Origin of the sequence: Curtobacterium sp. UNCCL17, assembly GCF_000686685.1 — a bacterium.
Classification (GTDB): Bacteria; Actinomycetota; Actinomycetes; order Actinomycetales; family Microbacteriaceae; genus Curtobacterium; species Curtobacterium flaccumfaciens.
On the sequence record NZ_KK366000.1, the window covers coordinates 177,723 to 201,403 of the forward strand.

The 23,681-nt window shown below is 68.0% G+C and carries 17 protein-coding genes; 16 read left to right on the top strand and 1 reads right to left on the bottom strand.

Annotated features, from left to right (window positions below; genetic code table 11):
• Window positions 1-20 precede the first annotated feature (20 nt).
• Entirely contained in the window at window positions 21-1,085 is a 1,065-nt protein-coding gene (locus BR70_RS0105655; RefSeq protein ID WP_035808219.1) for an App1 family protein, read from the bottom strand.
• Window positions 1,086-1,223: 138 nt separating this feature from the next.
• Here BR70_RS0105655 and BR70_RS0105660 point away from each other — a divergent pair, with 138 nt between their 5' ends.
• The 16 genes from BR70_RS0105660 to BR70_RS0105735 all read left to right on the top strand — a co-directional run bounded on the left by BR70_RS0105660 (window position 1,224) and on the right by BR70_RS0105735 (window position 23,646).
• The gene (locus tag BR70_RS0105660; RefSeq protein ID WP_051596682.1) at window positions 1,224-1,871 is read left to right on the top strand and encodes a TetR/AcrR family transcriptional regulator; all 648 of its coding nucleotides are present in this window, start codon (window positions 1,224-1,226) and stop codon (window positions 1,869-1,871) included.
• A gap of 228 nt (window positions 1,872-2,099) precedes the next feature.
• Window positions 2,100-3,026 (top strand): ABC transporter ATP-binding protein, encoded by a 927-nt coding sequence (locus BR70_RS0105665; protein ID WP_027465271.1) that lies wholly within the window; start codon window positions 2,100-2,102, stop codon window positions 3,024-3,026.
• Entirely contained in the window at window positions 3,023-3,739 is a 717-nt protein-coding gene (locus BR70_RS0105670) for an ABC transporter permease (RefSeq protein WP_027465272.1), read from the top strand. Before BR70_RS0105665 ends, BR70_RS0105670 begins: the two co-directional genes overlap by 4 nt.
• Window positions 3,736-4,464 carry an ABC transporter permease gene (locus BR70_RS0105675; RefSeq protein WP_027465273.1) on the top strand — a complete coding sequence of 243 codons (729 nt, stop codon included), beginning with the start codon at window positions 3,736-3,738 and terminating at the stop codon, window positions 4,462-4,464. The genes BR70_RS0105670 and BR70_RS0105675 overlap by 4 nt, the downstream gene beginning before the upstream one ends.
• On the top strand, window positions 4,461-5,384 hold the full coding sequence (locus BR70_RS0105680) for an ABC transporter substrate-binding protein (protein WP_027465274.1): 924 nt from the start codon (window positions 4,461-4,463) through the stop codon (window positions 5,382-5,384). The genes BR70_RS0105675 and BR70_RS0105680 overlap by 4 nt, the downstream gene beginning before the upstream one ends.
• A gap of 275 nt (window positions 5,385-5,659) precedes the next feature.
• On the top strand, window positions 5,660-7,072 hold the full coding sequence (locus BR70_RS0105685) for a cytochrome ubiquinol oxidase subunit I (protein ID WP_027465275.1): 1,413 nt from the start codon (window positions 5,660-5,662) through the stop codon (window positions 7,070-7,072).
• A 34-nt stretch (window positions 7,073-7,106) separates the two neighbouring features.
• Window positions 7,107-8,111: a cytochrome d ubiquinol oxidase subunit II gene (cydB, locus tag BR70_RS0105690; protein ID WP_027465276.1), complete on the top strand. Its 1,005-nt coding sequence runs from the start codon at window positions 7,107-7,109 to the stop codon at window positions 8,109-8,111.
• Window positions 8,112-8,121: 10 nt separating this feature from the next.
• Window positions 8,122-9,804: a thiol reductant ABC exporter subunit CydD gene (gene cydD, locus BR70_RS19765; protein ID WP_035808221.1), complete on the top strand. Its 1,683-nt coding sequence runs from the start codon at window positions 8,122-8,124 to the stop codon at window positions 9,802-9,804.
• Window positions 9,801-11,489 (top strand): thiol reductant ABC exporter subunit CydC, encoded by a 1,689-nt coding sequence (cydC, locus tag BR70_RS0105700; RefSeq protein ID WP_027465277.1) that lies wholly within the window; start codon window positions 9,801-9,803, stop codon window positions 11,487-11,489. The genes cydD and cydC overlap by 4 nt, the downstream gene beginning before the upstream one ends.
• Before the next feature lie 50 nt (window positions 11,490-11,539).
• Window positions 11,540-14,101: a leucine--tRNA ligase gene (leuS, locus tag BR70_RS0105705; protein ID WP_027465278.1), complete on the top strand. Its 2,562-nt coding sequence runs from the start codon at window positions 11,540-11,542 to the stop codon at window positions 14,099-14,101.
• A 107-nt stretch (window positions 14,102-14,208) separates the two neighbouring features.
• Window positions 14,209-15,000: a ComEA family DNA-binding protein gene (locus tag BR70_RS22780; protein WP_081827268.1), complete on the top strand. Its 792-nt coding sequence runs from the start codon at window positions 14,209-14,211 to the stop codon at window positions 14,998-15,000.
• A gap of 8 nt (window positions 15,001-15,008) precedes the next feature.
• Window positions 15,009-18,149: a ComEC/Rec2 family competence protein gene (locus tag BR70_RS22185; RefSeq protein WP_051596683.1), complete on the top strand. Its 3,141-nt coding sequence runs from the start codon at window positions 15,009-15,011 to the stop codon at window positions 18,147-18,149.
• A gap of 475 nt (window positions 18,150-18,624) precedes the next feature.
• Window positions 18,625-19,812, top strand: coding sequence for a hypothetical protein (locus tag BR70_RS23140; RefSeq protein ID WP_155896792.1), 1,188 nt, complete (start codon window positions 18,625-18,627; stop codon window positions 19,810-19,812).
• Between the two features lie 518 nt (window positions 19,813-20,330).
• The gene (locus tag BR70_RS23145; protein ID WP_155896793.1) at window positions 20,331-22,400 is read left to right on the top strand and encodes a site-specific integrase; all 2,070 of its coding nucleotides are present in this window, start codon (window positions 20,331-20,333) and stop codon (window positions 22,398-22,400) included.
• Window positions 22,401-22,422: 22 nt separating this feature from the next.
• Window positions 22,423-22,803 (top strand): hypothetical protein, encoded by a 381-nt coding sequence (locus BR70_RS23585; protein ID WP_051596684.1) that lies wholly within the window; start codon window positions 22,423-22,425, stop codon window positions 22,801-22,803.
• A 261-nt stretch (window positions 22,804-23,064) separates the two neighbouring features.
• Window positions 23,065-23,646: a hypothetical protein gene (locus BR70_RS0105735; protein WP_027465281.1), complete on the top strand. Its 582-nt coding sequence runs from the start codon at window positions 23,065-23,067 to the stop codon at window positions 23,644-23,646.
• The last annotated feature ends 35 nt before the right edge of the window (window positions 23,647-23,681 follow it).

Sequence of the window (23,681 nt, forward strand, 5' to 3'; positions counted from 1 at the left end):
AGAACGTGATGAAGGGTCGCTCAGGCCGGGTCGGAACCGTCGGACTCGATGATGCCGACCCGAGCGAGCTCGCTCCACAGGCCGGCGCCGTCCGGTGCGTACACCCAGGGCGCCGACGAGTCACGGGAGCGTTCCTGCGCCCGCGAGCGACCACCGGCCAGGACCGCTTCGCTCGTGGACAGCTGCCGGATGGCGACGCCCGCGACGTTGTCCGGGTGTTCCCGCGAGAAGTCCCCGTAGAGGCTCTCGTCGTGCTGTCCGTCGTCGCCGACCAGGAGCCAGCGGATGTCCGGGAAGTCCTTGGCGAGCCGCCGCAGGTTCTCCTGCTTGTGCAGCTGGCCGCTTCGGAAGAACCGGTCGTGGGTGGGGCCCCAGTCGGTGAGCAGGAGCGTGCCGGACGGGTACATGTTGCGCGACAGGAAGCGCTGCAGCGTCGGGGCGACGTTCCAGGCCCCGGTCGACAGGTAGACCGTCGGGGAACCGGGGTGCTGCGCGAGGATCCGCTCGTACAGCACGGACATGCCCGGCACCGGGCGGCGGGCGTGCTCGGTCAGCACGAACGAGTTCCAGGCGGCGAGCATGGGGCGGGGGAGCGAGGTCACCATGACGGTGTCGTCGATGTCGGACAGCAGCCCGAAGCGGGTGTCCGGGTGCACGACGAACACGTCGGCCTCGACGTCGCGCCCGCCGCCTGCCGACAGCCGCACCGTGCGCCAGCCGGGCTCGAGGTCGATCGGGACGATGGTGTCGACGACGCCGCCACGGTCGGTCTTCACCACGTGGGAGACACCGCCGGCGGTGACGGTGACCTCGGCGTGGTCGACGGCCACGCTCGTGAAGCTCTTCCAGCCTCGGACGCCCGCGTAGGAGACGTCGGAGGCGAGACCGCGGCGGGTCAGCAGCACACGGCACAGGATGCGCACCCAACCGGGCGCGCCGTAGCCGGTGTACGGGACCACCGTCGGCACCAGTCCGCGACGGCGTGCACGGTGCTCGCGGAACTCCTGGACGGCGTCCTCGATGCGGGCCGCGCGGTGCAGGAGCGGCTCGGCCAACGACGGCTCGTGGGACGTCGGGTCGGGCATGGCGCCATCATCCCACGTACGGCTGACGAAACCGCGCGCTGGGCGGAACTGGTGAGTCGCAGCCATGTTCCAGGCGCGTTCTGCGAAAGTTGTCCCCGTCACACCAACCAACCGCGCTGGAGCGCAAGAGGAGAACACGTGCTCGTCACCGAGGTAACGAACGCTCTGCCGGGGGGATCATCACTGCTCAGGAACGAGCCGGTCCAAGCCCGCAGTTCGGCGCGCCTCGCCGGCCTCCTCGACGCCGCAGCCGCGGTGATCGACGAGATCGGGTTCGAACGGCTCACGACCGCCATGGTCGCCGAGCGCGCGGGGGCGTCGATCGGCACCGTCTACCGGTACTTCCCGGACCGCATCGCCGTGGTCGAGGCACTCGCGATCCGCTGCACCCAGCGGCTCGCCTCCCGCTTCGTCGAGGCCCTCGACGCCAGCGGTGCCGAGACCTGGCAGGACGCGAACGACGCGCTCATCGACATGACCGCCGAGATGTACCGCACCGAACCCGGCTTCCGGGCCATCCGCTTCGGTGACCCGGCGGACACCGGTACCGGTGACGCCGAGGACCGCATGGGCGCACTCGGAGCGACCGTGGGCCAGATCATGCGCGACCGCTTCGGCCTGCCGGACGACGAGCACATCACCCGCGCCTGGGTCGTCCTCGCCGAGTCCGGTCACGCGGTGCTGGCGCGGGCGCACCGCGACCGCGAGCACCCCGACACGGAGCTGATCGAGGAGTACCGCCGGATGAACCGTGCGCACCTGGAATCGGTGATCGCGCCGTCCTGACCACCCACTCAGCCGGCGCGACACGCCGGTGACCGATCCGATCCGCCCGCGCCTCCGAACACCGAGGCGCGGGCGTCGTCGTCCCCGCCGTTCCCGTCGTGCCCGTCGGCATCCCCACCGACCGGTGCACCGCCGCGGGGCCGTCACGGATCGTCACAGCGAACCGATGTCGGCACCCCCGGGTACTCTCATCCGGAGTCGGGCTACCTCCGAACAGAAGGGCACCCCATGATCGAGTTCCGCTCGGTACGCAAGACCTACCCGGACGGCACGACTGCGGTCGAGCACTTCGATCTGGTCATCCCGTCCCGGACCACCACCGTCTTCGTCGGATCCAGCGGCTGTGGCAAGACCACGCTGCTGCGCATGATCAACCGCATGGTCGACCCCACCTCCGGCACCGTCGAGATCGACGGCTCGGACGTCGCCGGGATCAACCCCGTCGAGCTCCGTCGCCACATCGGGTACGTCATGCAGAACTCCGGACTGCTGCCACACCGCAAGGTCGTCGACAACATCGCGACCGTCCCGCTGCTGACCGGCGTCTCCAAGGCCGACGCACGCAAGCGCGCCCTCGAGCTCATGGACACCGTCGGACTCGACCGTGCATTCGCCGACCGCTACCCGTCACAGCTCTCCGGTGGCCAGCAGCAGCGCGTCGGTGTGGCCCGCGGGCTGGCCGTCGACCCGAACATCCTGCTCATGGACGAGCCGTTCGGTGCTGTCGACCCCCTGGTGCGCAACGACCTGCAGGACGAGCTCATCCGCCTGCAGCGCGAACTCGGCAAGACCGTCGTGTTCGTGACGCACGACATCGACGAGGCGTTCAAGCTCGGCGACCAGGTCGTCATCCTCAAGAAGGGCGGCGAGATCGCCCAGCAGGGGACGCCGGCCGAGATCCTCGCCGCACCCGCCGACGACTTCGTCGCCACGTTCATCGGCGCCGGACGCGGGCGCCGCGCGCTCCGAGTCGAGCAGACCCCGACCGGTCCGATCGTCGTCGACGGTGAAGGCCGCGCGGCCGGCGTGCTGACGGGCCCCGTCGGGGTCGTCGACGCCGCCGAGGCCGTGCCGCAGTCCGACTCCCGAGCAGCAGAGGCCGGAGCGTCGCACGACGCACCGGGTGCTCCGGCGCAGGGTGGGGGCACCCGGTGAAGTGGGTGCTGGCGAACCTCGACACGATCTGGGACAACACCCTCTCCCACCTCGCGATCGCGATCCCGCCGATCATCGTCGCGTTCCTGCTGTCGATCCCGATCGGGTGGCTGGTGGTCCGGCTGCAGCGCCCCGGTGGGTCGCGCTTCGCGTCGGGAGTGGGCAGCAGCATCGTGACCCTCGCCGGTCTGCTCTACGCCATCCCGTCGCTCGCCCTGTTCGTCGCGCTGCCGAGCATCATCGGCACCGGCCTGCAGAGCCCGATCAACGTCGTCATCGGCCTGACGCTGTACGGCCTCGCACTGATGGTCCGGTCCACGGTCGACGGGCTGACCTCGGTCGACTCCGAGACCAAGTCCGCATCGACCGCGATGGGCTACTCACCGGCGCAGCGGTTCTTCCGTGTGGAGCTCCCGCTCGCCGGTCCGGTCCTGCTGGCCGGGCTCCGGGTGGTCTCGGTCTCCACGATCTCGCTGACCACGGTCGGCGCGGTCCTCGGCATCCCGAGTCTCGGCCTCCTGTTCACCGACGGCCTGGGGCGCGGGATCTACGAGGAGATCCTCTCCGGCATCGTGATGGTGCTCGTGCTCGCCTTCGCCCTCGACGGCCTCCTCGTGCTGCTCGGGCGCCTGGTCATGCCGTGGACCCGGACGAACTCGGTGTCACGCCGACAGGCCCGCCGGGTCCTGCAAGCAGCGGAGGTCTCCTCGTGATCATCGGACAGGCCTTCGCGTGGGTGTTCGACCCAGCGAACTACGGCGGCTACAACGGCATCCCCCAGCGCCTCTGGGAACACGTCTGGATCACCCTGCTCGCGGTGCTCATCGCCGCCGTCATCGCCGTGCCGGTCGGGTACGCGATCGGCCACACACGCCGTGCTCGTGGCTTCTCGATCGCGGTGTCCGGCGGGGTGCGGGCACTCCCGACGCTCGGCGTGCTCTCGCTGTTCGGGCTGCTGCTCGGCATCGGGCTGCAGGCTCCCTTGCTCGCCCTCGTCATCCTGGCGATCCCGTCGGTGCTCGCCGGTGCGTACTCCGGCATCGAGTCCGTCGACCCGGGGGTCGTCGACGCCGCGAAGGCCCAGGGCATGACCGGCTGGCAGATCCTGTGGAAGGTCGAGATCCCGCTCGGGCTCCCGCTCCTGATCGGTGGCATCCGTGCCGCGGTGCTGCAGGTCGTCGCGACGGCCACGCTCGCCGCGTACGTCGGGGCCGGTGGTCTCGGCGGGTACTTCTTCCTCGGCCTGAAGACCCAGGACTACGCCGAGATGCTCGGCGCCTCCATCCTCGTGATCGCCCTCGCGATCGCGTTCGAGATCGTGTTCGCCGTGCTGCAGCGGGCGGCGGTGCCGAAGGGCACCGCGGACCCGTCGGCCCGACAGCGTCAGGGGTCGCGTGAGCGAGCCCGCAATCCACTCCCGGAAGGAAATCCCTCGTGATCACAGCACCCAAGATCCGCGCCGGTGTCGCCGCCGCGATGGCGGTGGGCGTCGTCGCCGCCCTCGCCGGCTGCGCGTCGAGCGACCCGCTCGACAGCGGCTCCAGCGACTCGTCCGACTCGAAGACGATCGTCGTCGGCTCGCAGCAGTACTACTCGAACGAGATCATCGCCGAGCTCTACGCCCAGGTCCTCGAGAAGGACGGCTTCGACGTGAAGCGCAACTTCAACATCGGGCAGCGTGAGGTCTACATCCCGCAGCTCGAGAAGGGCGCCATCGACGTCATGCCCGAGTACAGCGGCAACCTGCTGCAGTACTTCGACAAGGGCTCGGACGCGAAGACCGCCGACCAGATCGACGACGGGCTCGACAAGGCCCTGCCGAAGGGTCTCCGGGTCCTCGACGAGGCCGACGCCACCGACCAGGACAGCTACACCGTCACGAAGAAGTTCTCCGAGGACAACGACGTCACGAGCCTGGCCGACCTGAAGAACGTCGACGAGAAGCTCACCGTGGGCGCCAACTCCGAGAACCAGACGCGGCCGTACGGCCCGAAGGGGCTCAAGTCGGTCTACGGCGTCGACGTCGACTTCAAGGCGATCGAGGACGGCGGCGGCGCCCTGACCGTCAAGGCGCTCAAGGACGACACCGTCCAGCTGGCCGACATCTACACGGCCGACCCGAGCATCAAGGCGAACGGCTTCGTCACGCTGAAGGACCCGGAGAACCTGATCCTGCCGCAGAACGTCGTGCCGGTCGTCTCGAAGAAGGTCAACGAGAAGGCTGCGGACGCGATCGACTCGGTCAACGAGAAGCTCACGACCGAGGCCCTGATCGAGCTCAACACCAAGAGCACGGCCGACAAGGAGAAGGCGTCCACCATCGCCGAGGACTGGCTCAAGGCCGAGGGTCTGCTGTAGCCACAGCTCCACGACAGAAAAGCGACAGGCGTCGGGTATCTACCCGGCGCCTGTCGTCGTTCGCGGACGGGGCAGCGCGAACATCCGTGCCGCACGGTTGTGCCGTGCAGAGGCTGTGCACGTTTGTGCACAGGGAGGTTCTACAAGTTGTCGAACAGGGGTGCGGCGCGATAGCGTTGGGGTGTCCCAAGGGCTGTGACACCTGATGTATCCGTTCCACAGGAAGCAACTGACGTGCACGAACAGCGCGCGGCCACCCGTCTCGGAATCGCCGCATGAACGACCTCCTCGATCCGCTCCTCCTGTCGCGGTGGCAGTTCGGTCTGACGACCATCTACCACTTCCTCTTCGTCCCGCTGACGATCGGCATGGCAGCCGTGGTGGCCGTGTTCCAGACCGCCTGGTACCGGACCGGCCGCGCGCACTACCTGCAGCTGACGCGGTTCTTCGGGCGGATCTTCCTGATCAACTTCGCGATGGGTGTCGTGACGGGCATCGTGCAGGAGTTCCAGTTCGGCATGAACTGGTCGAACTACTCGCGCTTCGTCGGTGACGTCTTCGGCGCACCGCTCGCGCTCGAGGGGATCCTGGCGTTCTTCTTCGAGGCGGCGTTCATCGGCATCTGGATCTTCGGCTGGGACCGCCTGCCCAAGGGGCTGCACCTGGCGAGCATCTGGTGCGTCAGCGCCGGCACGATCATGTCGGCGTACTTCATCATCGCCGCGAACGCCTTCATGCAGCACCCGGTCGGCTTCGCGATGAACGAGGCCAAGGGCCGTGCGGAACTCACCGACATCTGGGCGGTGCTCGGCAACAAGGTCGCCCTGGCCGCGTTCCCGCACACGCTCTTCGCCTGCTTCATGGTCGCCGCGGCGGTCATCATCTCGGTCGCGGCCTACCACCTGGCGCGCAACCAGAACCTCGAGACGATGATGCCGGCGCTCAAGTTCGGCATGTGGACCATGCTCGCGGCCGGCGCGCTGACCGTCCTGACCGGCGACCAGCTCGGACTGACGATGGTCGACACGCAGCCGATGAAGATGGCGGCGGCCGAGGCGCTGTACAACACCGCGACCGGCAAGGACGCCTCGTTCTCGATCTTCACGCTCGGCACCCCGGACGGCGTGCACGAGCTGTTCTCGATCCGGGTGCCGTACCTGTTGTCGTTCCTGTCGACGCACACGTTCAACGGCACGGTCGAGGGCATCAACGACCTGCAGGCGCAGTACACGCAGGTGTACGGCCCCGGCGACTACAAGCCGATCATCTGGGTCACCTACTGGTCGTTCCGCTGGATGATCGCCCTCGGCGTCGGCGCGGTCATGGTCTCGCTGGTCGGCCTGTGGCTGACCCGCAAGGGCCGGTTCCCGACGCAGCGCTGGGTGTGGCGCATCGCCACCTGGACGGTGCCGCTGCCGATGGCCGCGATGATCGTCGGTTGGGTCTTCACCGAGATGGGCCGCCAGCCGTGGCTCGTGTTCGGGCTGCTCCAGACGAAGGACGGTGTGTCGCCGAACGTGACCGGACTCGAGGTCCTCATCTCGCTGCTGGTCTTCACCCTGATCTACGGCTCGCTGGCCGTCGTCGAGTTCAAGCTCATCAAGAAGGTCGCGCAAGAGGGGCCCGCCGACCCGGACGAGGTCGACGAGGAGACCGGCGAGGTCAAGCACGAAGTGACGGTCTACTAGCAATGGACACTGCACGAGAAATGGACGCTGCCTGATGGATCTCCCCGTTCTCTGGTTCGCGATCGTCGGCGTCTTCTTCGTCGGCTACTTCGTCCTCGACGGATTCGACTTCGGTGTCGGCATGTCCCTGCCGTTCCTCGGCAAGGACGACACCGACCGTCGGGTCCTGATCAACACCATCGGCCCGGTCTGGGACCTCAACGAGACCTGGGTCATCGTCGCCGGGGCGTGCCTGTTCGCGGCGTTCCCGGAGTGGTACGCCACGATGTTCTCCGGCTTCTACCTGGCGCTGCTGCTCATCCTCGCTGCCCTCATCCTGCGAGGGGTGTCGTTCGAGTACCGGCACCAGAACAAGCACCTCGAGTGGAAGCGCCGCTTCGACCTGATGATCATCGTCGGCAGTGCCGTGCCGTCGTTCCTGTGGGGCGTCGCGTTCGGCAACGTGGTCCGTGGCATCCCGATGGACGCCGGGCACAACTACACCGGCACGATCTTCGACCTGCTCAACCCGTTCGCGCTGCTGACCGGTGCCGCGACGCTGCTGGTGTTCTTCACCCACGGGGTCGTCTTCGTCGCGCTGAAGACCGAGGGCGACATCCGCGTCCGCGCCAAGCGCCTGGCGACCCGGGCCGGCATCGTCACGATCGTCGTCGGCGCCGCGTTCCTGGTGTCGATGGCCTTCGTCCGGGCCACCCCGGCCTCGCTGGTGCTCTCCGTGGTCGCCGCCCTGGCCCTGGTGCTCGCCGTGCTCTGCAACGCCTGGGGCAAGGAGGGGCGCGCCTTCACGCTGATGGCGGTCACCATCGCCGCGATCGTGCTCGCGATGTTCACGGCGATCTTCCCCGACGTCATGCCGGCCTCGAACGACGTCGCGAACAGCCTGAACGTGTACAACGCCTCGTCCGGGTCGTACACGCTGACCGTGATGAGCTGGGTCGCGCTGATCTTCGTGCCCCTGGTCTTCGCGTACCAGGCCTGGACCTACTGGGTGTTCCGCAAGCGCGTCTCCCGCGCCCAGGTCACCGCGGCCGCGCACTAGGCGGACGACGATGAAGCCCCTCGACCCCCGACTCCTGCGGTTGTCCCGGACGGCGCGCGGCTTCATCGTCGCCGCCGCCGGCACCGGTGTCCTCCGCACGCTCGCGACCATCGCGATCGCGTGGGGGATCGCCGCGGCCGTCACCCTCGGGGTCGACGCCGTCGGCGACGGCACGGTCCCGGCGGCGTTCGGGCAGGCGCTCGCGCTGCTCGGCGGGGCGTTCGTCCTGCGTGCGCTGGCCGCGTGGGCGACCGACGACCTGGCGGCACGCGCTGCGGCGAAGGTGAAGAGCGAGATGCGCACGACGGTGCTCGCCCGCGCCGCCGAGCGCGGTCCGTCGTGGCTCGCCGGCCGGTCGAGCGCCGGCTTCGCCACCACGCTCGGTCCCGGGCTCGACGCACTCGACGCCTACTTCGGCCGGTACCTGCCGCAGCTCGCGCTCACCGCGATCGCGACCCCGATGCTCCTGGTCGCGATCGGCCTGGGCGACCTGACGAGCGGGCTGATCATCCTCTTCGCCCTGCCGGTGATCCCGGTCTTCATGATCCTGATCGGCCTGGCGACGCAGTCGCTGCAGCGGAAGCAGTCGGACGCCCTCGCGAAGCTCGGTGGCGCCTTCACCGAAGCCGTCGAGGGGCTCGCCACGCTCAAGGTCTTCGGCCGTGCGCGCCGCCAGGTCGGTCGCATCGGGGCGGTCACCGACGAGTACCGCCGCGGCACGATCGGCGTGCTCCGGCTGTCGTTCGTGAGCGGCTTCGCGCTCGAGCTCGCCGCGAGCCTGTCCGTCGCGCTGGTCGCCGTCTCGATCGGCATCCGCCTGGTCGACGGCTCGCTCGGCCTCGGGGCCGCGATGTTCGTGCTCGTCCTGGCCCCGGAGGCCTTCGCCCCCATCCGCCAGGTCGGCGCCGACTTCCACGCCGCCCAGGACGGCGTCGAGGCCTCGGCCGCGGTGCTCGACGTGCTGGCCGACGACGAGACCGCATCGTCGTCCGCGACCGGCAGCAGCGGGACCGACACGGACACCGCAGCACCCGCCACCGCCGTGGACGTCCGGGGGGTCGACGTCCGGGGGCTCACCGTCCGCCGACCCGACGTCGTGATCGGACCGTTCGACCTGCACGCCGAGCCCGGCACCGTCGTCGTGCTGGCCGGCCCGAGCGGTTCCGGCAAGTCGAGCATCATCGCCGCACTCCGCGGTGTCCTGCCGCACGACGGTGCCGTCACCGTGCCCGGCCCGGCCGGCGCGTCCGTCGCCGAGCGCACCACGTGGGCCGACCAGCGCCCGCGTCTCGTCCGCGGGACGATCGCCGAGAACGTCGCGCTCAGCGCGACCCCCGACGACGCCGACGTGCGCACCGCCCTGGGCGACGCGGGGCTGGGACTCGACCCGGGCCTCCCGGTCGGCGCCGGTGGCAGCGGACTGTCCGGCGGCCAGGCACAGCGCGTCGCCGTCGCCCGCGCGCTGTACCGCGCACGCCGCGCCGCCACGCCCCTCGTGCTGCTCGACGAGCCGACCTCGGCGCTGGACGCCGAGGCCGAGGAACGCGTCATCGCGGCAGCCCGAGGCCTGGCGGCCGACGGGGCCGTCGTCGTGATCGCCAGCCACCGACCCGCGGTCGTCGCCGCGGCGGACGTCCGCGTGGACGTCCGCGCCGGCGGGTCCGTGACGGTCCGCAGGGGGGTGCGCGCATGAGCCGGGAGGCCCGTGGCGGCTCCGTCCTGCGGCTCGCGATGCCGCACGGGTCGGGTTGGGCGAAGGCGGTCGCCGCCGGAGCGCTCAGCGCGCTCTGCGCCGTCGCGCTCCTCGCCGCGAGCGGCTACCTGATCACCCGTGCCGCCGAGCACCCGCCGATCCTGTACCTGACGCTCGTGATGGTCGGCGTGCGCGCCTTCGCGCTGGGGCGTGCGGTGCTGCGCTACGTCGACCGGCTCGCCGGGCACGACGCGTCCTTCCGGCAACTGGCCGTGGTGCGGACGGAGATGTACCGACGGCTGGCGTCGATCGCGCCAGCCGGACTCGGCCGGACCGGACGCGGCGACCTCATGACGCGTCTGGTGACCGACACCGACCGGCTGCAGGACCTGCCGATCCGCGTCGTCGGCCCGCTCGTCTCCGCCGGGGTCGTCGCCGTGCTTTCGGTCGTCGCCGTGGCGCTCGTGTCGGTGCCGGCGGCGCTCGTGCTCGTCCTCGCGCTGGCGGTCGCGGCCCTGGTCGGCACGATCGTCGCCCGGTCGATCGCCGAGCGCTCGGACCGCGAGACCGCCGCCGACCGCGGTCGCGTCGCGGACCTCGTGCTCGACACCGTCCGGACGCTCGACGTCTTCGCCGCGTACGGCACCCTCGACGAGCGGCTCGCGCACATCGCCCGGCTCGACGCCGGCGTCACCCGGGCCGTCCGCCGCCGTGGCACGGTCGAGTCGCTCGTCGGTGCACTCGTCGGCCTGGTCGGTGGCGGTGCGGTGATCGGGATCCTCGCCGTCGGTGCCCCCGCCGTGGTGTCCGGTGCGCTCGACGGTCCGCTCTGGGCACTGGCGGTCTTCGTGCCGCTCGCGCTCTTCGAGGTCGTCGGGACCGTCCCGCTCGCCGTCCTGACGCTCCGCCGGGTGCGTGCTGCGGCCGATCGGGTCGAGCAGGTCGTGCCCGCCGAGGTGCCCGTCGGCATCGTCCCCGAGCCCGACGAGGACGCCGACCCGGCGTCGCTCGTGGTCGAGGGGCCGGTCACACTCGCCGTCCACGACCTCACGGTCCGCTGGCCGGGGGCTGCCGAGCCCGCGGTCGACGGGGTCTCGTTCACGCTCACCCCCGGCGAGGTCGTCGTGCTCGAGGGGCCGAGCGGCGCCGGCAAGTCGACCCTGGTCGACGCGCTCGTCCGGTTCGTGGAGCACGAGGGCTCCTACACGCTCGACGGCGTCGAGGCGAAGGCGATGCACCCCGACGCAGTGCGGGCCCGGGTCGGCCTAATCGAACAGGACCCGTTCGTGTTCGACCAGTCGGTGCGGCAGAACCTGCTCTTCGCCCGTGAGACCGCGACCGACGACGAACTGCTCGCCGTGCTAGACCGGGTCGGCCTGGGGGAGTGGGTGGTCCGGCGGGGCGGGCTGGACGCCTCGGTCGGGGAACGCGGCGTGCTGGTGTCCGGCGGCCAGGCGCACCGGCTCGCGCTCGCCCGTGCACTGCTGCACGCGTTCCCGGTGCTGGTGCTCGACGAACCGACCGCCGACGTCGACCCGGACCTCGGTGACACCGTGCTGCGTGACCTCGTCACCACGGCCCGCGCAGCGGGCCGGACGGTCGTCATCGTCTCGCACGTCCCGGTGGCGCCGGACCTGGTCGACCGCACCCTGCGGATGCGGGACGGACGCCTGCTCGCCGGGTGAGCCGACAGGCGGACGCGGGACGGGCCTCCCGGCTTGTATCGTTGACGACCGTGACCACCGAGCAGCACGCCGAGGACCCGAACGCCTACGACTTCCGTCGTATCCAGGAGAAGTGGCAGCCCCGCTGGGAAGAGCTCGGGCTCTTCACCACCGACCTCGACGACACCCGTCCGCGCAAGTACATCCTCGAGATGTTCCCGTACCCGTCCGGCGACCTGCACATGGGGCACGCCGAGAACTGGGCCCTGGGGGACTTCGTCGCGCGCTACTGGCGCCAGCAGGGCTTCAACGTGCTGCACCCGATCGGCTGGGACTCGTTCGGGCTGCCCGCCGAGAACGCGGCGATCAAGCGCGGGGTGGATCCGAAGGACTGGACCTACGCGAACATCGAGCAGCAGAAGGCGTCCTTCAAGCGCTACGCGCCGTCGTTCGACTGGACCACCGAGATCCACACCTCGGACCCCGAGTACTACAAGTGGAACCAGTGGCTGTTCCTGAAGATGTACGAGAAGGGCCTGGCGTACCGCAAGGACAGCTGGGTCAACTGGGACCCGGTGGACCAGACCGTGCTCGCGAACGAGCAGGTCCTGCCCGACGGCACCTCGGACCGCTCCGGCGCCGTCGTCGTGAAGAAGAAGCTCACGCAGTGGTACTTCAAGATCACCGAGTACGCCGACCGGCTGCTCGACGACCTGAACCAGCTCGAGGGGCGGTGGCCGGCGAAGGTCATCGCGCAGCAGCGCAACTGGATCGGCCGCTCGGTCGGTGCCGACGTCGACTTCGTGATCGAGGGCCGCGACGAGCCCGTCACGGTCTTCACCACCCGTCCGGACACGATCCACGGGGCGACGTTCCTGGTCGTCGCGCCGGACTCCGACCTGGCTGCCTCGCTGGTCGCCGACCCGTCGGTGCCGTCCTCCGTCCGTGGCGACTTCGACGCCTACCTGACGGCAACGCAGAAGACGTCCGAGATCGACCGGCAGAACGCCGACCGCCCGAAGACCGGCGTGCCGCTCGGCCGGTCCGCGATCCACCCGCTCACGGGGGAACGCCTGCCGATCTGGGCCGCCGACTACGTGCTCGCCGACTACGGCCACGGCGCCGTGATGGCCGTGCCCGCGCACGACCAGCGCGACCTCGACTTCGCGCGGGCGTTCGACCTGCCCGTCAAGGTGGTCGTCGACACGAACGCCGCCGTCACCGGGGCGATCCCGGTCATCCCCGAGGGCGCGACGCTCGACGACTTCGACGTGCCGACCCTCGACCCGGTCGCCACCGGCGAAGCGCTGACCGGTCAGGGCCGGATGATCAACTCCGGGCCGCTCGACGGCATGTCGAAGCAGCACGCCATCACCGCTGCCATCGCGCTGCTCGAGGAACGCGGGACCGGCCGTGCCGCCAAGACCTACCGCCTTCGCGACTGGCTCATCTCGCGCCAGCGCTTCTGGGGCACCCCGATCCCGATCATCCACGGTGCCGACGGCACCGAGCACCCGGTGCCCGAGGATCAGCTGCCGATCGTGCTGCCGGACACCGAGGGCCTCGACCTCAAGCCCAAGGGCACGTCCCCGCTCGGTGGCGCGACCGACTGGGTGAACGTCCCGAACCCCGTCGACGGTACCCCGGCGCTCCGCGACACCGACACGATGGACACCTTCGTCGACTCGTCGTGGTACTTCCTGCGGTTCCTGTCGGCGAACGACGACACCCAGGCGTTCGACCCGGCAGCCGCACGCCGCTGGGCTCCCGTCGACCAGTACATCGGCGGCATCGAGCACGCGATCCTGCACCTGCTCTACGCCCGTTTCGTCACGAAGGTGCTGTTCGACCTCGGGTACCTCGACTTCACCGAGCCGTTCTCGGCACTGCTCAACCAGGGCATGGTGCTGTCCGGTGGCTCGAAGATGTCGAAGTCGAAGGGCGGCGTCTCGCTCGGTGACGAGCTCGACGCGAACGGCGTCGACGCCATCCGCCTGGTCATGGGCTTCGCCGGCCCGCCCGAGGACGACATCAACTGGGAGGACGTCTCGCCGTCCGCCTCGGCTCGGTTCCTGGCGCGGGCGTACCGCCTGGCGCTCGACGTCACGTCCGCACGCGACGTCGTCTGGGCCGACGGCGACCGGGCACTCCGCCAGGTCACGCACCGGTTCCTCGCCGACGCCCCCGGGATGATGGAGTCGTTCAAGTTCAACGTCGTGATCGCGCGACTGATGGACCTGGTCAACGTCACCCGCAAGGCGATCGACAGCGGTCCCGGCGCCGGTGACCCCGCCGTGCGCGAGGCCGTCGAGACCATCACGCTCGGCCTGAGCGTCTTCGCGCCGTACACCGGCGAGGAGATGTGGGAGAAGCTGGGCTACGAGGCCACCGTCGCCACGTACGGCTGGCGGAAGGCCGACCCGACGCTGCTCGTGCAGGAGACCCTGACGGCCGTCGTGCAGGTCAACGGCAAGGTGCGTGACTCGTTCGAGGTGTCGAAGTCGATCGAGGCGGACGAGCTCGAACAGCTCGCACGGTCGTCGGCGAACGTGCAGCGGTACATCGGTGACCGCGAGATCGTGAAGGTGATCGTCCGGGCGCCGAAGCTCGTGAACATCGCCATCAAGGGGTAGCGACCGTCGCTGGCGTCGTCCCTCACAGCAGGGGCGTTCGTGGCACCCCTCCACGGGTGTGACCTCCGGAGCCCGGCCGATCGGCCGGGCTCCGTAGCGTTCGGGGCATGTCGTCCCCGTCGTCTCCCGGACCCTGGTGGTCCCGTCTCGCGTTGTCACCGCGGGCAGCCGTGGTGCTGGCGGCGGTCGTGGTGGTGGTCGCCGTCGTGGTGGTCCTCGTCGGGGCGCTGGTGTCGGGTGGTGGCGAGGGTGCCGGGGGAACGGCTGGGGTCGTCGTGCGTGGGGCGCCGACGGCCGGTGCGGGGCAGGCTTCGGTCCGGCCGTCGCCGTCAGCCTCTGCTGGTGCTGGTGCTGGCGCCGGTTTCGGGGCTTCGTCTGCTCCGGGCGTCGGCGCGGCCACGGGTGCGGGGCGCGTCGTGGTGCACGTGCTCGGGGCGGTGCGGCGGAGCGGTGTGGTCGAGTTGCCGGCATCGAGCCGGGTCGGTGACGCGCTCGAACGTGCCGGTGGGGCCACCGACGACGCCGATCTCGACCGCCTGAACCTGGCCCGGGTGCTGACGGACGGCGAGCGGTTGTACGTGCCGCGTGTCGGGCAGCAGGATGTGCCCGAGGCGCTCGGACCGATGGCAGACGGTGCTGCCGCCGGGCCGACTGCCGCCGCCGGGGCCGGGGCCGGGAGTGGCGGTGGCACCGGGGGCGAGGAGTCCGCCGTCGTCGACCTGAACACCGCCGACCAGACCGCGCTCGAGACCCTGCCCGGGATCGGACCAGGGCTGGCCGGGCGGATCATCGCCTGGCGGGACGAGCACGGCCGGTTCACCGCGGTCGAGGACCTGCTCGACGTCAGCGGCATCGGCGACGTGCGGTTCGCAGAGCTCCGCGATCGTGTGCGGGTCTGAGGGCGACCGTGCAGCTCGCTCCGAGTGCGATCGACCTGCGGGTCGCGGTGCCGGTGGCCGTCGCCTGGATCACGACCGCCCTGCTCGTCGGCATGCCCGACGTGGCACCCGTGGTCGGTGGGGCCGCGGCGCTCCTGACCGGTGCCAGCGGCAGCGTGCTCCGGTGGCGTCGGGGCGCCGGGGTGGTGCCGGCCGTCGCCGGGCTGCTGCTCGTCGCGGGGGCCCTGACGACGCTGCTCGCGGTGTCGGTCACCGTGGGGGATTCCCGGCGGGCCCCGGAACCGCTCCGTGCGCTCGTCGCCGGCCCGGGGGCGGGCAACGTGGACGTCGAGGCCGTGCTGACCCGCGACCTCGTGCCGGGGGACCGCTCCGTCACCGCGACGCTGGTGCGGGCGGACGACCTCGACGGGCTCCGGGTGCCGGTCCGGCTCGTCCCCGATCAGCACGGCGACGCACCGGGCGCCGTGCTGGCAGCCGGTGCCCGGGTCACCGTGACCGCCACCCTGCAGCCGGACGAGCCCGGTTCCGCAACGGCCTTCGTGGCGTTCCTGCGCGGGACGCCGTCATCGGTGCCGCCCGACGGGCTCCTCGGTGCCACCGACACCGCGCGGCAGGCCTTCGTACGGGCCACGGCCGACCTGCCGCAGCCCGGAGCGGCGCTGCTGCGCGGGCTCGCGATCGGGGACCGCTCCGGCCTCGACCCGACGACCGAGGCGGCGATGGAGACCTCGGCGCTGACGCACCTGACGGCGGTGTCCGGGGCGAACTGCGCGGTGGTGTTCGGGCTCGTCGTGGTCCTCGGTCGAGCCTGTGGTCTGCCGAGAGGCCCCCGGGCCGCGGCGGCCGTCGGCGTACTCCTGGTGTTCGTCGTGCTCGTGCGCCCCGACCCGTCGATCGTCCGGGCGACGGTGATGGCGATCGTGGTGCTCGTCGTGCACCTGGCCGGTCGACCGGTGCGGGGTGTCCCGCTCATCGCCCTCGCCGCGGTCGGCATGCTCGTGGTCGACCCGTGGTTCGCGCGGTCGTTCGCGTTCGCCCTGTCCGTGCTCGCCACGAGCGGGATCGTGGTGCTCGGCCCGCCGCTCACCGAGCTCCTGGCACGTCGTGTGTGGCCGCCGGTCGCCGCCGCACTCGCGATCCCGGTCGCCGCGCAGGTGGCCTGCTGGCCGGTGACGATCCCGCTGTCGGCGGCGCTCCCGACCTACGCGGTGCCCGCGAACCTGCTGGCGGAGCCGTTCGCGCCGGTCGTCACGGTGATCGGGCTCGCCGCGTGTGGCCTCGCTCCGGTGTGGCCGGTCGGTGCGCAGGGACTCGCGGCCGTCGCGTGGGTCCCGGCCGCCGCAGTCGGGGGCATTGCGCACGGTGCGGCGGCCCTGCCCTACGCCTCGGCACCCTGGCCGGCCGGGGTGCTCGGTGTAGCCGCCGCGGTGCTGGTGTGCGGCTGCATCGCGGTCGCCGTGCTGGTCCGGGGGCGGCTCGGCTCCCGGTTGCTGCTCGCAGCAGGGGTGGTGGTCGTGGTCGGTGTCGCAGCCGTCACCGTCCCGGTGCTCGTCGTCCGGGGCTCGGTGCCGGACGACTGGTCGGTCGCTGCGTGTATGCCGTTCCGTATTGCCTCAACGTGTTGTAGTTTCCGTGTTGTGAACCCCTCTGAGGCCTCGGCTGAATCGGCGATCGGCTGGCTGGTGGTGTGGCCGGCGGCCGGCGGCGAGTCTTTGCCAGTGGACGACCCCGAAACGAGTGCGGTGACGGCTTTGGAATCTCGGCGCCGCTTACGGCCCGACCGGCCGTTCATGATAGCCCCGGACGGACGAGCAGATCCCCGTCTGTCGTTGTTTTTCAACTCCGCAAAGTTTCGCGGCCTGGCGTTGTCGGCGCAGCGTTCCTATCTTTACGATTACCGACTGTTGTTTGACTGGCTTTCGTTCAACGGCAAACACTGGAGTGAAGCAACGACAGATGACCTCGAGGACTATGCAGACGCGCGAGTCGACGATCCTGCAGGTGATCGTGTTAGTGAAGGCAAGTGGAATCGGGAGTTAGCCGCCTTCACGCAACTCTACGATTGGATGGTCCGCCGGAAACTTATCGCCAGCAGTCCTATTCTGAAAGAACATTGGCGCTCTCGAAATGGCCGATCTGGCGAGGCGCCTGAACTGAGGGCGACCAACGTTCCCAAGGCGGCTCTCAAGTGGTTGACTCCGCGGATGTGGGATCGTTGGAGAGAGGTAGGCCTGGAAGGCATCCTTGATAACGGCCTGGATGACCCTTCGTTCCGTGGCCGCAGCGCAGATCGCAACGCGGCCTACGCAGAGCTTCTCTTCGGAAGCGGTCTTCGCCGCACTGAGGCTGCGACTTTGCTTGTGTCCGAACTCCCGAATAACGATGCAGTGGGTGACTATGTATTGTCGCAGCTGTCGAACGGTGCGGCGAAAGGTAACAGTGGCCGTCCGTTCCTGACAGATGCCGTGACGCGCGCACGACTCAAGTCTTATCGCGAGATTTCGCGATCTGCTGCCGTGTCGCGAGCGCAGCGGAATGGGCTCTACGCGGAAGACGTCACACGAGTAGAGATCGAACATGTCTCGTCGGGGCCGAGTCATCGGCTGTCTCTTTGGGCGCCTGCAACGGGCAGGCGGTGGGAAGAGTCGCTCGACTTGATCGACGAAGCGACGCGGTACCGTCTATACGTCCGCGATAGCGCCGGGTCCCTTGAGCCTGCGATGCTGTTCTTGAGTGAGAGCGGCCTGCCCTTCCGTAGCCACTCGTGGGAGGGCGTCTTCCGCGATGGCAACGAGCGCGCAGCTCGTATTCTTGGTGAGAGCGCTCCATACGCGACGCCGCACATGGCACGTCACTCGTTTGCTCTTTACATGCTCGTCGCATTCCTCTATCTCGCCAGCGAGCAAGCTGACGTTACGGAGCATGAACGCGAAAACCTGCAGCGTCTCATCAAGAATCCCTGGCGAACGGTGAAGGACCTGCTCGGGCACAAGGAAGAAAGTACGACGCGAGACATCTATGCAGCCCCTTTGAAGCACGTCGAGTTACAGAGTCTTTTCAGCAATTCGGAGTCACGACTCGTGGCGCTGTTGTCTGCCATTGCCCGTTCGTCCCCGCTGGTGCAGGACTGGGAAAGTGACTCGCGGTAGGCCCGCCGCACAGCCGAGGGCGCCGCGGCGGAGAGAGCAGCCGACGAACAAACGTGATCTTGTTGTCATACATAAGGGCGTAGAACATCAAGGAAGCAAGCGGTACGACTTCGCGCTGTTAGCAGTGCCGAACGGGCTTCGAGTCGAGCTCGCGGCGCTCTTTGCCCACCTCTGTCGTCCGAAGGGCCCTTGGTCGAGCGTACGGACCTCAGAAGGGTATTGGGCATCTTTGTTGATCTTCTGTCGGTGGATGCAGGGGCGCCTGAGCAATGAGGCTACGCTCAAAGACGTTACCCCTGCTCAGTGGAAAGAGTGGTACCTGAGTCTGCCTGCGAATACAAGCCGCTTCGTACACAACGTAAGGGTTAGGCGGGTTCTTCTCACGTCGCGCGAGTTGACGATGGACACCCGTGAGGCAATGCGGCGGCAGGCGCACCTCCCGCCTCCGACTGAGACGGCGTATTCACTGAGCAAGATGGCTGCCATCGCACAGGACGCGCGCAGAGTATTCGGCCAGGCTGAACGACGTATACGCGAGAATCTATCCATCCTCGATGCTGACGACATTGACCCTCCGGGGGAGAAGGATCCGTTCTCGGTCAGGCAAATCCTCCTCGAAGTAGCGCGCACAGGAGACGTGCCACGCATCAAGCATGGGAATGTTTCGATGCACGTTCACTCGGCGCTGGGAGGGCACACCTTCAATCACCTTCGAGGTCGATTGTTCCTCTCAAAGCGCGAAGCCTGGGCCGCGCAGATCCTGCTCTGCGATTCTTTCGGTTGGAACTACACGACGATTGAGGAACTCGAAGTACCGAACACTGTGTCTGTCGATGGGACTTTCCTCTATCATCTGAAACTCGTCAAACGTCGACGCGGCGGGTCGCGCACCATCGAGACCCAAAGCGTCATCGACGACGGCCCGCAATCAACGGGCCGGCTCATCACACGGATCATGACTATCACCGCTCCAGGTAGAGCGCTGCTGTCGTCGTCGGACCCTCAGCGACTCATAGTCTGGCGGCCCGCCCGAGACGTTGGCGATAGGCGGATCCGTTTCGACGGCGCGGCGAACCCACCGTCCTGGGCTGAGGAATTTGGCTACCATCCCAATTTCCGCCGCATGCGAAAGACGTACAACGTTCTGCGAGGAGGTGGTCCAAACCAAAACACCGAGGAAACGCACAACAGCGTCTACGTTCTTCCGGAACCGGCATCACACGTCGCAGCCGAAGCGACGATCGCCGCGGGCATCTCGGACGTAGTTTCACGGTCACGAGATCTCCTCGCTCGGATTGCGCATGAGGACACCGAAGTTGACGACACCGCGGTGGGGTCGTGTCTTGACTACGACCACAGTCCGTTTTCGGAGGAGGGATTGCCTTGCCAGGCGAGTTTCCTGATGTGCTTCGGCTGCCCCAACGCTGTGATCATGCCGAGGCACCTCCCGCGAATAACCTTCTTACTGCGGGCTCTACTCTCGCTCGCGGGCGCGCTGCCCCCTGAGCTCTGGGAAAGTAAGTGGCGCTCGCACTTTGAGCGGATTCAAGTCATCAAGCTGCAGCATGTCACGGCGGCGAAGTGGGAAGACGCGTCGCGCCGGGTAACTGAGAGGGATCGGGAGATTGTGAATAGAGTGCTCATGGATTGGCTGACCTCTTGAGCCAGCTTCTCTCAACCGCGCAGTATGTTCCTCGGCCCAGTCCGAACGAGCCCGTCGTCTCGGCTGACCGGGTTTACTTGGGGGGCGAGGCGCCTCGGTTCGGTGACGCGGTGTGGGAGTTTCGGGTGTTGTCCGCAAACCCGTCAACACCGGGCCTTGGGATGGCTTGGCGGAACTTCCCACAAGAGTTCCGTGAACCAATGCGCCTTGCCGCGTGGGGACTTCTGAACATCGAGCTATCCGACCGTCTTCTTACGTTCGTCGGGGCGAACGCGAGGCCGCTGCTGAGCGCAACGGCTGCTTTCAGTACAGTCTCGTTATGGGGTCGGTTCTGCCGATGGTTGCGTAGTCGAGGCTGCCGGCAGTGGGCCGAAGTCAGTGAGGCTCATTACGAGGATTTTGCCCGTCACCTCGCGGAAGACCGTCTAATCGCCGAGGTCACGGCGCGGTCATACCTGACAGCATTAGCGCGATTGTGGACGCTCGGATTAGTGCTCCCGGAGCTTCGCACTGCCGGGATGCCGCCGTGGATCGAAGACGGGCCGGAAGATTACCTTCCGCTCAGCGCCGGCGGCGAGACAAGCCGTCCGATCAGCCCGGATGTGATGGCGTCACTGTTGGCGTGGAGCCTCGTCATGGTCGAGGAGTGCTCTGACACGATCATTGCCGCTCATGAGACCGATCTCCAGGTCAAGCGGTGGACCCGGACCAGTCGCAACGAACAGGTCACTCCGAAAGCGTGGCTTGAGGGCTGGCTGCAGGCAGTGCAGGCGGCGGAGCTTCCACTCCCAACACTGCCGGGAGCGTTCGGCCGTGAAGTCTCGGCTGCCGCGGTGTCCCGTGCCCTGCACATTGGATACGGGTCGGTAGATCGCCTGTTCAAAGCACACCCAACCGCGTCATACCTCGAGCACTCTCTGCACTCATGGGCAGCTCAGTGCTCAAATCTGGCTGACATGACGGTCGGAGCGTCGTCAGACGCCAGCTCAGCAGATGCGGGACTTGCGATGCTCAAGAGAGCAGTGGCAGCCGGCCTGCGGATGCCGATCCGTCACATGACAACGGGCCCAGAGGTGGATGTCGACTTCGTCGCCGCGGCCCTGTCCATCGCTCCCGCCGACGTGCGGGAGTGGTGCGACGGCGGGGGGCTCGCGGCAGGAGCGGAGGGGGATCCGCTTGTGGAGGTCCTGGGCCGGTGGACCGACATCGATGCGGGGCGGCGCGCGTCAGGGCGTCAGCGGCTGCGGGTCTGGTACGCCGCAGAACGCGCAGCCGGGCGGCCCCTCCCGACCAAGATGCACGCCGGCACCCTGGTGTTCGATCATTCAATGATCGCGTTCAAAGCCCAGGTCCCTGCGAACATCGTGCATCAATGGATATACGAGCCTACGGTCGAAACTGGCCCTGCTCGATCGTCGTTCAGCTTGCATCAGGTGAACGACGTTGCGGCCTCAGGGACGCGTCTACTCGGCCCGAATTTCCCGCTGCACGAAACCGAGTCGATGGTGCGGCGACTGGAGGCGGCCTGCTACATCGTGATTTGTTACCTCACAGGGATGCGGCCGGGAGAAGTGCTCGCTCTCGAGCAAGGCTGCCTCAGTCCTAGCACTACCTCAGGCGGCTGGGCACTCATCCGCTCACGGCACTTCAAGAACGTTCGCGACGAGAACGGCGTTCACGATTCCCGCGGCAGTATCCGGCAAGCGCCCTGGGTTGCGATTACACCCGTGAGCCGAGCTCTTGCGGTCCTCGAGCGACTTTGCGACAGCGGATCTCTCCTTTTCGCCACGCGCAACCCGCACGGTCAAGACCGGTCTGGACGATCGAGGGGGCCCACAACGATCACTGATTCGATCCTGGACATGATCGATTGGGTCAATGGACGCATACCGGGAGCCATCGACGACGACCCGCGCGGCCGAATCACCCCACGGCGCTTCCGGCGCACCCTCGCATGGCACATTGCGAATCAGCCAAACGGGGTTGTCGCCCTTGCTATCCAATACGGGCACGTCCACACAGCGATTTCTGAAGGATACGCATCGCAGCTCGCAGACGGAATTGAGGGGCTCATCGACCTTGAATCGGCACGCACCATCGCTCGTAATTTGATGAGCGTCTGGGAAAGACTGCGGGCGGGCGAGCGTGTCTCCGGCCCGGCCGCGGGAAGACTGATCACCGCGGCCAAAGCACAGAGCGATCGATATGGCGGTATCGTCGTAGATAAGCGACAGGCGAAGAAACTGCACGGCGATCCAACGCAGGCGGCCTACCAAAATGACGACGCTCTCGTGTGGTGTATGTTTCGCCGCGCCACCGCTCTGTGTCTCACGGCAGCGGAGCGTGACGCGACCGACGCGCGCCCGCACACCGGGAAGTGCCGAACGACGTGTAGCAACATTGCAATGAGTGACAGTCTGGCCGAAGCGCAGCAGGAAGAAATCGCACGACTGGAACTCGAAGCGAGCGTCAGCCCGTTGTACTTAGCGCAACGGTTGCAAAGCGAGGCTGACAAACTCCGACAAACTACACAATGTCACTTGAACACCCGCACCATAGCTGCTATGGAGGTTGACGATGAACGATGAACGTACCGAGATACGGTCCGCCATGGAGCGCCTCCTCAAGGGGAGGCCGATCCGCTCGAACGGTGCATTGACCGTTGTAGCGCTGGCCGAAGAGGCAGGGGTTAAGCGTCATATGCTCACGCACCGGCACACCGATCTGAAGGACGAGTTCTATCTGCGGGTTCGTGCTCAAGGTTCCGTGCCGGAATCGGAAGTGAAACTCCGCGCGCAGCTCCAGGAGGTGACCAGGCAGCGTGATTCGGCACGAGAGACTGTGAAGCGGCTGACGTCAGAGCTGAGCAGGCTCAGGCGCATTAACAACGTGCTGGAAGTAGACGCCTTCCTGAAGGAGCATGGTCAACAGACGGAACAGCTCAATCCGGTCCGACAGTTACCGGGCCGCCCGCGGAGCGCTCCTCGGTAGACCTTGACTGGTCGACGATGGGCTTACGTTCGAGCCCATCGACCCCAACGCCGCCGTGTGGACGATGGGGGCTGCTGGCAGCCGGTGAACACGGCGTGGTGGCAAGACGCGCTCCGAGCTCCGAACGAGTCGTCTCATGCGTGCATCCGACTTCCGAGCGGTCGCCGGCGGTACCCGTATCTCTGGGAGGCTGGGCCCGGCCTGGGCTGGTCTCGCATTCGCGTGCGCGTCGCTGTCAGATGCTGCTGCAAGGCTCCAGGCATGGATGACGTCGTAACTCCTCAGGTCGCTCAACTCGCAACGCAGCTCGCCGCCAGCGCGGCCCGCAACACGGCGACGGCAATTACTGACAAGATTGGGGCGCTCCGCGCGTCGAAAGACGCCGCCGCCCGTGCAGATGCGCTAGAGCAGATCGTCTCGGACCTCATCGCTGACAAGAACGAACTCACCCGAATCGCCCAGTCCTACCAGCACGAGCTCGTCGCGCAGCAGCTCACCCCCGGAGACATCCGTTACATCGCTGACACCGTGGTGCCGTTACTTGTGCAGCTCGCTGAAGCGACAGAGGATGAAGCCGCCGGCGCCGCGATGAAGCAGCAGATCGAAACCTTCGCTCCGCTGCTTTCGGTCGAGACAGTCAACGTGATGCAGCTGCTCGGCTTCAACTTCCGCCAAGGCATCGGAACGCCGCTCACCCGACGCGTTAGCGAGCTCATCGGAGGCGCGCTCGACGCGAAGGAGGAGCTGCAGCTCGAACAGCTTCGTCATCAGCGCGCGGCAATGGAACTCTCGGTCGACCCCGATGCGTACGCGCGGTTTCGAGAGATGTTCCCCGGCAGCTAGGCGGCGTCGCACTGCGCTGTGGCTTCGGCGCTAAG

Coding starts and splice junctions, on each gene's coding strand:
- BR70_RS23145 (WP_155896793.1), top strand. CDS start 20,331: ATGCCGCCGTGGATCGAAGACGGGCCGGAAGATTACCTTCCGCTCAGC.
- cydD (WP_035808221.1), top strand. CDS start 8,122: ATGAAGCCCCTCGACCCCCGACTCCTGCGGTTGTCCCGGACGGCGCGC.
- BR70_RS23140 (WP_155896792.1), top strand. CDS start 18,625: ATGGCTGCCATCGCACAGGACGCGCGCAGAGTATTCGGCCAGGCTGAA.
- BR70_RS0105665 (WP_027465271.1), top strand. CDS start 2,100: ATGATCGAGTTCCGCTCGGTACGCAAGACCTACCCGGACGGCACGACT.
- BR70_RS22780 (WP_081827268.1), top strand. CDS start 14,209: ATGTCGTCCCCGTCGTCTCCCGGACCCTGGTGGTCCCGTCTCGCGTTG.
- BR70_RS0105685 (WP_027465275.1), top strand. CDS start 5,660: ATGAACGACCTCCTCGATCCGCTCCTCCTGTCGCGGTGGCAGTTCGGT.
- BR70_RS0105735 (WP_027465281.1), top strand. CDS start 23,065: ATGGATGACGTCGTAACTCCTCAGGTCGCTCAACTCGCAACGCAGCTC.
- BR70_RS23585 (WP_051596684.1), top strand. CDS start 22,423: ATGGAGCGCCTCCTCAAGGGGAGGCCGATCCGCTCGAACGGTGCATTG.
- cydC (WP_027465277.1), top strand. CDS start 9,801: ATGAGCCGGGAGGCCCGTGGCGGCTCCGTCCTGCGGCTCGCGATGCCG.
- cydB (WP_027465276.1), top strand. CDS start 7,107: ATGGATCTCCCCGTTCTCTGGTTCGCGATCGTCGGCGTCTTCTTCGTC.
- BR70_RS0105655 (WP_035808219.1), bottom strand. CDS start 1,085: ATGCCCGACCCGACGTCCCACGAGCCGTCGTTGGCCGAGCCGCTCCTG.